The organism is Streptomyces sp. NPDC127129, from assembly GCF_042671585.1.
In the GTDB taxonomy this organism is placed as follows: Bacteria; Actinomycetota; Actinomycetes; order Streptomycetales; family Streptomycetaceae; genus Streptomyces.
The window spans coordinates 131,685-143,363 of sequence record NZ_JBHXTV010000022.1 but is presented as its reverse complement, the minus strand read 5'-3'; the positions used below and the strand labels follow the sequence as shown (position 1 = coordinate 143,363).

The 11,679-nt window shown below is 70.1% G+C and carries 3 protein-coding genes; 2 read left to right on the top strand and 1 reads right to left on the bottom strand.

What is annotated here, in order from left to right; translation table 11 throughout:
• Positions 1-153: 153 nt before the first annotated feature.
• Positions 154-3,708, bottom strand: a complete 3,555-nt coding sequence (locus ACFVGW_RS32925; RefSeq protein WP_385854532.1) for a DNRLRE domain-containing protein — start codon at positions 3,706-3,708, stop codon at positions 154-156.
• 537 nt (positions 3,709-4,245) lie between these two features.
• Here ACFVGW_RS32925 and ACFVGW_RS32920 point away from each other — a divergent pair.
• Both ACFVGW_RS32920 and ACFVGW_RS32915 read left to right on the top strand, forming a co-directional pair.
• Positions 4,246-11,034, top strand: a complete 6,789-nt coding sequence (locus ACFVGW_RS32920; RefSeq protein ID WP_385854531.1) for an RHS repeat-associated core domain-containing protein — start codon at positions 4,246-4,248, stop codon at positions 11,032-11,034.
• Positions 11,035-11,053: 19 nt separating this feature from the next.
• On the top strand, positions 11,054-11,488 hold the full coding sequence (locus ACFVGW_RS32915) for a hypothetical protein (RefSeq protein ID WP_385854536.1): 435 nt from the start codon (positions 11,054-11,056) through the stop codon (positions 11,486-11,488).
• The last annotated feature ends 191 nt before the right edge of the window (positions 11,489-11,679 follow it).

Below are 11,679 nucleotides of genomic sequence, written 5' to 3'. Positions count from 1 at the left end.
CCCCGCCCCGTTGTGCCCCCGCCGGGTCCGTCTAGCGCCCCGCCCCCCCCCCCCCCCCCCGGGGGGGGGGCCCCCGCGCCCCCCCCCCCCCCCCCCCCCGGGGGGGCCCCCCCCCCCCCGCCGGCCCCCCGCCGTGGTGGCTCAGGTGTCACGTCACCCGATGGCGAGCTTGTTCTTCCAGCCCACGCCGTCGCTGTTGCCGACGATCTCGACGCCGCTGCCCGCCAGCTCCACCCGGCTGCCCGTGTAGAAGCGGACCGCTCCGTCCACGCGCAGCGTCCAGATGTCCGGGATGCCGTCGCCGTTGGCGTCCGGGGTGCCGTAGAACAGCCGGATGTTGCTGCGTCCCCACCCGGAGGCGCCGTACTGGGCGTCCGTGCCGGTCGCGGAGTTGGCCGCGGACGCGAGGGACGTGAGGTCCACGCCGCTGCCGTCGGCGTCCTTCTTGCCGGTACGCAGCAGCAGGCGGCCCGACACGTCGGTGCGGTAGATCATGTCGGTCACCCCGTCTCCGGTGATGTCCTGGACGGTGACGATGTCACGCTCCAGCCAGGGCGAACTGGACAGCTGGACGGCCGTCTCGATGCTGGCGCCGTTGTAGCCGACGAGGGCCCACAGCGCGTCCCCGACCTTCAGGAAGAAGTCCGTCTTGCCGTCGCCCGTGGCGTCTCCCGCGGAGACGATCTGGGTGATGGTGTCCGGCGCCGGCGCGTTGGGCGGCAGCAGGATCTCCTGCCGCTTGTCGACGTTCACGCCGCCGTAGCCGTCGCCCGGGTACACCCACAGCCTGCTCTCACGGCGCGCGACGAGGTCCTGGAGGCCGTCCCCGCCGTAGATGTCGCCGAGGTGGGTGATCAGCGTGTTCTTCCAGTAGCCGGACGGTGCCGAGACGTACTGCGGAAGCCCGTCGTCGCCGTTCGGGTCCTTGGCGGGGTTGCCGCGGTAGGAACCCGACATCGAGTAGTCCAGGTCGCCGGTGCCCTTCAGCAGGTCGGTCGTCGCCTCCGACGGGTAGAGCCGCAGGTTGCCGTTGCCGTCCACGACCATCAGGTCGGGCAGCTTGTCGCCGGTGAAGTCACCGGGGTGGTCCGCCTGGTCCCGAGGGGTCACGTAGAAGAGGTACTTCGTCGGCTGCGACGGGTTGCCCGCGTCGTCGACCGCCCGCACGTACAGCACGTTCGGCCCCGCGAGCGGCGGCTTGACGTTGCTCGCGGTGGTCGTCGTGGAGACGGGCGCGCCGTTCGTCCGGTTCACCGAGAACGGGTACGACGCCTGGTTGAAGCCGTACTCGAACCTCACCACGTCCGTCTGGGCCGCCTTGAAGGTGAAGGAGCCGGCCGTGCCGAACTTCACCGTGCTCCACTTGGAGTCCTCGGAGTCGTTCTCGAAGCCGTTGTCCTTGGCGTCGGCGTCCGGGAACTGCGCCGAGCTCGCGGTCGGCGACGACGGCTTCGAGTTGTCGAAGACGAAGCGGCAGGGCGTCTTGCCGGGCGAGTACGACGAGGTCGCGCCGAACTTGTCGACGGCCTTGGCTCGCCACGAGTAGGTGGTCCCGTTCTTCAGCCCGCTGGTGGAGAAGGGGTCGGTGTGGACCTTCGCCGAGCCGGTCTGGCTGCCGACGGACACCTTGCCCTTGCTGCCGAGCAGGTTGGTGGTGGAGCCGCCGGTCGGCCAGAGCTCGAAGTGGAGCGACTGGAGGTTGCTGTCCTTGTCGGTGCTGTTCGCCCAGAGGGTGATCGAGGACGCGCCCACGTTGAGGTACGGGGACGTGGTGTCGCAGCGCACCTCGTTCGGGTCGAGGACCAGGCTGGTCGGGGTCGTCGGCGGACGGTTGTACGACAGGTCGACGAACGGGTCCTGGCCGCCGTTGGCCTGGAACTTCTTCCAGGAGTACTGCGAGCCCTCGTCGGAGGCCTTGAATCCGACGGTCATCGTCTTCCAGCCGCCGTCGACGGCCTTCTTCGCCGAGGACTTGACGTCGAACGCGACCCATTCGTCGGGGCAGGAGGAGGACTTCCAGCCGTGCGCGAAGCTGCCACCCCCGATCTTGTTGCCGCTGTTCATGGACGGCGCGTTCTTCCAGTTCGTCTTCGAACTGATCGTGCCGGTCAGATGCACGGTCATGCTGCGCGCGCTGCACGACCACGAGTACGTCTCCAGGGCGCGCAGCTTGGCGCTGTGCACCGTGGACCCCTTCAGGTCCGGGTCCCAGTCGATGCTGAAGAAGGACCGCGAGGTGCCCCAGGTGTCGGACTCGTACCCGACACGGGCCTCGTGCGTGCCGCCCTTGTTGAAGTTCTTGCCGTTGTAGAAGCTCGCGGTCGGGTGACGGCTGTAGGCCGTCGTCCAGTCGTTGGTGTGCTTCTTGATCGACGGATCGACGAAGACCGGGTACACGGTGCCGGGGTCGTTCAGGAAGTCCTGGTCCGGGGTCATCACCCAGTCCGAGCCCTCCAGGTCCGTCCCGACCAGCGTGCCCTTGGAGTCGGGCTGGGGGCCGTTCACCCCGGGCAGCGACAGCGTCGCCGCCGCGCCGGTCTGGGACGGCTCGGGCGTCGGCTCCGCGGGGACGGACGGCGCGGACCCCTCGATCTCACCGATCACGGAGGGGTCGGCGGCCTCGTCGGTCGCCTCCGGCAGCACCTCGTTGAACGTGTCGCCCTGGTCGCCGTCGTTCATGCCGTCCGTCGGCTCGGCCGAGGCGGTCGGCGACTCCTCGGGCTCACCGGACGGGACGGGCGACTCGGAGGGGATGACCTCGGGCGCGGTGGGGGAGGCGCTGGTGCCGCCGCCACCGTCGGTGGACGTGGGCGTGCCCGAGCTGTCCCACATCAGCGGCGTGGGTGACTCGGCGATGTCCTGGCCACCGATGTCGGTGGCGGAGACGACGCCCGTGGTCGGGTCCAGTCTGAAGCCGAGGTCCGGCGAGGACAGTCCGTACGCGAGCCGTGCGACGCGCGGGTCGGCCGCGGCCTGACGGTTCTTCACCACGAGGAGCTGGGCGAAGCCTCCGTCGTCGGCGGTGAGGACGAGGTCGGCGCCGGGCAGGATCTCCGGATAGAGCGCCCTGGAGCCGTCGATGACCGGGGTGGGCACGGCGTCGGGCCAGGTCAGCACGATCTGGTGGCCGTCGACCGTGAGGGTGGCGAGCACGTTGCCGGTGGCCGCGGCCGCCAAGGGGGCGCCTGCCACCGTGCCCGGCAGCAGCGAGACGCGCTGCGCGCCCGCCCGGGACGCACGCTCGTCCCCCGCGCCCTGCGCGTCCGTGCCCCGGGTGCTCTTGGCAGGCCCGCGCTCGCCCTTCGAGCCGGCCGAGAAGAGCACGCCCACGTTGGTGGCCTTGGTCGCCCAGCCGGCGTCGACCCGCTTCAGATCGGTGTCGATGGCCTTCCAGACCCCGTCGACCTTGGCACGGATCGGGCTGGCGTGGATCCGCCGCTGCATCAGGCCGTCCGGCCGGGCCCAGGTGGTCGAGTACGCCGTGCGCATCGCCGTGGCCTCCACGGCCTTGCCGGTCGTACGGGCCAGCGCGCCGGCATCGGACTCGCTCAGGGGAGCGCTGTTCCTGGTGCGCGGGGCCGCGTCACCGCCGCGGTCCTCCGGACCGCCGTCGAGACCGACGTACGTGAGGCCCGAGGCCACCACGACGGCGGCCGCCACGGCCGCTACCGGTCGACGCCCGGGCACGCGGCGCCATCTGCTCGTCATGAGCGAGGTTCCTTCCCCCTCGAGAACCGGCGTACGGCAGACGGCCGACCGGGCTCCTGCTGGCTGGTCACGCGGGCGCGGCGGAGCACGCCCTGGCGTGACGGATGCCTGCAGATCATGGCTTACGGGGGATCAGCCGTCACGCGGCGGCCACAGGATCTCCGCATGGAGCCGAGCGCCTTTCCGCCCGCCCGACCGGTCGCGCGGCCGAGTCGGTGGAGTCCTGCCTGTCACACGAACCGGATTCTTTCGCCTGTTTTCCGGGCCAAATCAGGCAGGGATTAGGACAGTTGATTCCGCATCATCCAAGAATGCGGGAAAACAACCGCTTACTCGGACGGACCGGTGATTCCGGGGTCGCTGAGCGGGTTCGATCAGGGCCGTGCCCATTCGACCGAAGTATGGCTGTGATCATCACCACGTGATCACTTTCCGCCTGGTCTTTATCCATAACTCACACACAGAATGACCGCGTTCACTGGCCTCACCTGCGGTCCGCCCAGGCGCCGCTTCATGTCGTCCGGGGGGACCCCACCCGTGCCTGCCTTCTTGCCCGCGCGCCGAAAGCGCCTGCGTACCGCAGTGGTTCCGGCCGTCGGTGCCGCTCTGCTGCTCACGCTCCTGCCGACCCAGGCAGCCGCCCAACCGCCGGACCCGTCCAAGGACGAAGTGCCCCGCGAGGAACTCGTCCTGGAGAACCTCCCCGAGGAGAAGCAGGTCGACGGGGCGACCCGCAACGCGGGCCTCGACACGATCGCGGCCCCGCCGCCGGCCGACCAGGAAGAGGCCCCGGCCGGCACCGCGACCCCGCCGGCGGGCGGCACGGCCGCCGTCACCTTCGGCGACCCCGCCCCGCAGCAGGCCTCGTTCACCACCGGCCGTTCCGCCGAGGGCTCCACCACGAACACCACGCCGGTCTCGACGGCCACCCAGACCGAGCTGGAGCCGGTCGGCACGCTGCCCGTGAAGCTCGGCCAGGCACCCGGCGCCGCGACGCCCACCGGCCGGTGGGAGGTCGGCGTCTACCCGCGCACCGCGCCCGAGGCCGACAGCGTCGACGGCGCGGTCGTCACCGTGACCGCCCCCTCCACCGGCTCGGTCCCGGTCTCCGTGCAGCTCGACTACAAGGCGTACCAGAACCTCTACGGCGCCGACTGGGCCTCCCGGCTCACGTTCGTCCAGTTCCCGGAGTGCTACCTGACGACCCCGGACGTCGAGGAGTGCCGGACCTACGACGAGCTGGAGACGGTCAACGACACCACGACCAAGACCATCACGGCGACGGTCGACACCGCCGCCGACGGCACCGTCACCCCGGCCGTCGCCCCGCGCGCCGTGACCCCGCCGTCCGGCATCTTCCAGGCTTCCTACGTCCGCTCCTCCGGCGTCGAGCAGGTCGCCACGAGCGGCGACAGGGCCGTCGTCGGCGCCGTCGACTCCGGCATGGGCGAGGGCGGCTCCTTCCGGGCCACCCCGCTGATCTCCAACGGCAAGTGGGAGGCCGGGACCTCCTCCGGCGCGTTCACCTGGTCGTACCCCGTCCAGGTGCCCTCGGCGCCGGCGGGCCCTTCGCCGGAGATCTCCTTCGACTACAACTCCCAGGCGGTGGACGGCAGGACCGCCACCTCCTCCCCGCAGGCCTCCTGGATCGGCGAGGGCTGGGACTACGACCCCGGCCACATCGAGCGCCGCTACCGCACCTGCAAGGACGACCGCGAGGCGACCTCGGCCGGTGAGCCGAACAACACGGCGAAGAAGGCCAAGACCTCCGACCTGTGCTGGGTCTCGTACAACGCCGTCATGTCCCACCAGGGCCGGACGCTCGAACTGGTCCGTGAGGGCACCAGCAACATCTATCGCCCGCAGCACGACGACGGCACCCGCGTCGAGCTGAAGACCGGCGGCACCAACGGCGACAACAACGGTGAGTACTGGGTCGTCACCGCGACCGACGGCACCCGTTACTTCTACGGCCTGAACAACATCGGTGACGGTCACGCCGACACCCAGTCGGTCTTCACGGTCCCCGTCTTCGGCAACCACCCCGGGGAGCCGTGCCACGCGGCGACCTTCGCGGCCTCCCGCTGCAATGACGACGCCACCAAGCAGCAGGCGTGGCACTGGGGCCTGGACAAGGTGGTCGACGTCCACGGCAACGTGATGATCGTCAACTGGCACAAGTCGACGAACTACTACGCCGTCAACAAGAAGTTCAAGACACCGGAGAAGTACGACCGCGGCGGCCTCCCGGACTCCATCGAGTACGGCCTGCGCGACGGCGCGCTGGGCGCGGAGCCCGCGGCCAAGATCGACTTCCTGCTGTGGCAGCGGTGTGTGCAGGACGACACGGTCTGCGCCTCAGAGAAGTTCGACGACACCAAGAACCCCGCCTCCTACCGCCCCTGGTGGGACAGCCCCGGCAACCTCAACTGCAAGTCCGGCTCGAAGCTGTGCCCGGGCTTCCCCTCCTTCTGGAACCGGCTGCGGCTCGGCGGCATCACCACCTACGCCCACCGCCCCGGCACCACGGGCCTGGCCAAGGTGGACACCTTCCTGCTCAACCACTCCTTCCCCCGGGACTGGTACGACACCGCGCCCGGCCTGTGGCTGAACTCCGTCACCCGCTACGGCTTCAAGCCCGGCGACACCAGCGGCACCCTGCTCACGAAGGCCGGCGTCTCCTTCAAGCCGTACGTCGTCGGAACCGGCACCGCGCACCCGCTGAGCGGCTACCTGAAGGACAAGCAGCTCCCCAACCTCGTCCCCCGCAGCAGCACCGACGCGCGCCCCGGCTTCACCCGCCCGCGCATCGGCACCGTCTCCACCGAGCACGGCGGTGACGTCGAGGTCACGTACAAGGGCGGCTGCAAGGTCCAGCCCACCGTCGCACCCGAGGACAACCACGGCACCTGCTTCCCGCAGCGCTGGTCCCCCGACAACGAGGCGGAGAAGCCGGCCCTCGCCTGGTTCAACAAGTACGTCGTGCACACGGTGACCGAGACCGACCGCATCACCGGTGTCTCCGACCGCATCACCACCCGCTACGACTACGCCGACGCCGCCTGGGGCAAGAGCGACGACGAGTTCAGCAAGCCCGCCCTGCGCACCTACAGCGAGTGGCGCGGCTACCGGCAGGTCTCCACGGTCAAGGGCAGCAAGAACACCCCCTCCACGGGCAGTCCGCAGACCCAGTCCCGCTCCGTCGTGCGGTACTTCCGCGGCGCGGGCGGCGTGGTCAAGGACTCCAAGGACGCGGTCACCCTCGTGGCGGACGACGCCGCGCAGTACGCGGGCATGCCCGCCGAGACGATGACGTACGACGGATCCGGCGGCAAGGTCGTCAAGCGCACCCTGACGTTCCCCTGGTCGAAGGAGACCGCGTCGCGGACCCGCGACGGCGGCCTGCCGCCGCTCAAGGCGTACCGCGCCGGAGTGAAGCGCTCGGACGCGATCCAGACGGTCGGCAGCAGCTGGCAGGCGGTCCGTACCGAGACGGAGGTGGACCCCGACTCGGGCATCCCCGTCCAGATGCAGACGGCCGTCGTCAAGCCGAACGGCACGGGCGAGACGCTCAGCGACTACAACTGCACCACGACCACGCTGCTCCAGAACACCACGGCGCACATCATCGGTGCTCCGTCGTCGACCCGTAAGACGGCGACCTCGTGCGCGACCCAGGCGTCCGCCGACCCGGCGACGCAGCTGATCAGCTCGGTCCGGATCTCGTACGACGACCAGGCATGGGGAGCTCCCCCCGCCAAGGGACTCGTCACCTCCAGCGCCGAGATCGACGGCGCCGGCACCTCGCACTCCGTCGTCACCACGACGACGTACGACCCGCTGGGCCGCACCCGCAAGGTGACCGAGCCCCTGGTGGGCACCACCGAGACCCAGTACACCCCCGGCGACACGGGCGGCGCGGTGACGAGCGTCAAGGTCATCAACCCCAAGGGGCACGCGACCGTCCGCACCTTCGACCCGGGCCGCGGCTCGGAGCTCACCGTCACCGACCCCAACGGCAAGGTCGTCCGGAGCGAGTACGACGCCTTCGGACGGCTCGTCAAGGGCTGGTCGACCGGCCGTTCCTCGGGCACCCAGACACCCGACGTCGTCCTCGGCTACCAGATGGCCGAGTCCACCCCGACGGTGACCAGGCCCACCGCCGTGACCGTCCAGAGCCTCAAGGACGACGGCACCTACGCCAAGCAGGTCACCGTCTACGACGGCCAGATGCGCGCCGTCCAGACCCAGCGCGAGGCCCACGGCCCCGGCCGGATCATCGTCGACACCCGCTACAACGACCACGGCCTGGTCAGCGAACAGACCGGTGCGTACGTCGCGAAGGGCGAGCCGGAGGCCGCCCAGTTCAAGCGGGTGTCCGACGCGCTCGTCCCCAGCCTGGTCCGCACACGCTACGACGGTCTGGAGCGACCGGTCCGGGCGACGACCTACCACAGCGGCGACACCGCGTCCTGGTCGACGACCACCTACGGCGACACCAGCACCTACAGCCGCCCCTCCGGCGGAGCCATGCCGGCCACCAACACCTGGACCGACGCCCGCGGCCGGATCACCCTCATCCAGCACTACACGAACAACGCCAGCAGCCGCTGGCGCGACACCCGCTACAGCTACGACGCCCGCGGCAACCGCGAGAAGGTCACCGACCCGGCGGGCAACGTCTGGACCTACACCCATGACGCCCGCGGCCGGATCACCTCCGCCACGGACCCGGATACCGGCGACATCTCCTACGGCTACGACAGCGCGGACCGCCAGACCAGCGCCACCGACCTCCGGGGCGCGATCCACACCTCGTACGACCAGCTGGGCCGCGTCGTCGCGGTCCGCGAGGGCACGACGAGCTCGGCGCCCGTCAAGGAGTACACGTACGACGACGTCACCGGCGGCATCGGCCAGCGGACCTCCGCGACCCGTCATGACGCGAGCGGCGACTACATCAGCCGCGTCACCGGATTCGACGCGCGCTACCAGCCCACCGGCCGCCAGGTCGTGATCCCCGCCAACGCCATGACCACCGGCGTCTCGGGCACGTACGGCTACGCGTACAGCTACACCCCGACGGGCAAGCCGCTGTCGGTGACCCTGCCGGCCGCGGGCGGTCTGGCCACGGAGAAGGTCATCACCCGCTACAACGGCGACGGCCTCGCCGAGTCGACCTCCGGGCACACCTGGTACACCTCGGACATCACCTACTCGCCGTACGGGGAGCCGCTGCGCACGGTCACCGGTCCGCAGCCCTACCGCGTGTGGACGACCAACTTCATCGACCAGCACACCGGCCGCGTCCAGCGCACGGTCGCCGACCGCGAGACCGCGAACTCCCACCGGATCTCCGACAGCACCTACGCGTACGACCTCGCCGGCAACATCACCGGCTTCGCCCGCAAGCTGACCGACGGCACCGTCACCACGAGGGACACCCAGTGCTTCACCTATGACGCGATGGGCGAGCTCACCCAGGCCTGGACGTCCAACATCACGCCGCAGGGCGACGGCACGGGCTGCAAGGCGGCGAACGGCTCCTCCTGGGGACCGCGCACGGACGGCTGGCCCTCCACCGGTCCGCTTGCCGAGGCCCCCGACCAGGTGACCGACGGCGAGAGCCCGGACAGCGCGCTGACGGCCTCGCTGGCCGCCGGAGCCCCGGCGACCGGGACCGTCGACACCGGCACCACCTCCTACCGGCAGTCCTTCCGGTTCGACCTGCTCGGCAACCGCGCCTCGCTGGTGGAGCACGACACCAAGGACGCCACCAAGGACGTGACGTTCACCTACGGGTACGGCAAGCTCGTCACGGGCAACGGCACCTCCCCGTCGTACACCGCCCAGCCCCACACCCTGTCCTGGGTGTCCACGGCCCCGGCCGGCGGCGGCAGCTCGTACGTCAACGACGCCTTCGGCAACACCACCAAGCGGGACCTCGCCGCCACCACGCAGGACCTGACGTGGACGCGCGAGAACAAGCTCGCGACGCTCACCGAGGACGGTGTCACCACCAAGTACGTCTACGACGCCGACGGCAACCGCATCCTGGAGAACAGCCCCTCCGGGAGCGTGCTCAACCTGGACGGCACCGAACTGACCACCGCCGCCGGGAAGATCACCCGCGCGACGCGGGGCTACGCCCAGCAGGGCGCGCCCACGGTCGTCCGGTCCACGGTGAACGGCGCCACCACCGGTCACAAGCTGACCGTGCTGCTCTCCGACCACCTCGGCACCGCCACCACGGCGGTCGAGCAGACCACCAACCAGCCCATCACCCGCAGGGCCTTCAAGCCCTACGGCGAGGTGCGCGGACCGAAGCCGGCGTGGGTCGACAGGCGGTCGTACCTCGGCGTCGGCATCGACAGCCCGAGCGGCCTGACCCACATCGGGGCGCGCGAGTACGACGCGTCCACCGGCCGCTTCATCTCCGCCGACCCCGTGGTGGACCTGTCCGACCCGCTCCAGATGAACGGGTACGCGTACAGCAACAACAGCCCCATCACCAACAGCGACCCGACCGGTCTGTTCTTCTGGGGCATCTTCACGCAGGTCAAGAAGATGTACGCGCAGCTCACCGGCATCGGCCTGCACGCCAACCCGGGACTGAAGAAGCCGGTCGCCAAGCCTCCGGTGGTGAAGCACACGAACTTCCAGAACATCCTCAACGCCATCTACCTCCGCAATGTCAGGCCGGGGGCGAAGGTCACCGGTGACGGCAAGGTCGGTACGGCGTTCATCCACGAGCTGAACTACGGCAAGCCCGTCAACGGCAGCTGGCACGTCCCCAAGGTCCCCGACCTGATGACCCGTCTGTCCAACCTCCTGGAAGAGGACCGCAAGGCGCGGATGGGCGGTGGCAAGGGTGTTCTCACCGACTCCGAGCTGAAGCTCGCCAGGGCCGAGGCCAAGGAACTCTGGCACGCCCTGAACCTCAGGGACATCGACGGGAGGATGACGGCGTACACGAAGGCGAACCCGGCGATCGAGAAGAACCTCATCGCCAGCCGTAAGACCACTCTGAACGCCGAGGCCATGTCGGACATCACCGGCCAGAAGTTCGAGGTCCATCCCAAGGACCGGTCTCCCAACCCGAAGCCGAGGGCCACGGGCAACCCGAGCAGACTGGGTGGTTTCATGAAGTCGTTCGGCATCGCCGGCGGCGTGCTGACCGGCGTGGGCGGGGCGGCCGGGAACATCAAGGAACACGGAGTGAAGGACGGCCTGTGGGAGACGTTCGAGGATATCTTCGACCCCCTCGGGTGGGAGGACGAGCTCAACGCCGATCCGTGTGCCAACCCGGCCGCCTGTATCGCGTAAAGGAATCGAGCACGTGGTGATGGAACCGATCGCGTCGCGCACGTTTCTCGGGGAGATGCTGGACGTCTTCCCCGAGATGCGTGAGCCGGTCGCGGCGAAGGTGCGCGCGGCCGTCGAGCTGACCGGCGACCCGGAGGACGGGGAGACGGTCAGGACGGACGTGTACGGTCGGCTCTGGGACCTGTTCAACGACGTGCTGCTGCCGGCGCTCGCGGCGGAGCCGGGCCCCGAGCGGTCGGAGGTGCTGGGGCGCTCCTTCTCCTTCCTGGAGCGGGTCGCCGCCTCACCCGAGCCGCTCCTCCGCGAGTTCCTCGGCGGCCTGACAGGCGACTACCTGATCGGCGAGGACGGCCCGCTCTCCTACGCCCACGCGGGCCCGGAGGTCCGTGCCGTGATGATCAGGGCCTGCGAGGACTGGGGCCTGCCGGTCCCGGCCGACTGGACGGCTTCGTAGGGAACCAAGGGCAAGGGCCCGCACCTCCTCCGGGGGGTGCGGGCCCTTCGCGCTGTCCGCAGCCAGTCGAGGCGGCGGGGGACGCCGACTTCCCGACCCGCAGCACCGGGAGCGGACTTTTCGGACGCGCGGACGCCCCCTCAGGCCTCCGCGCACGGGGCCGTTTTGGATTGTCGGACGATCATCCCTAC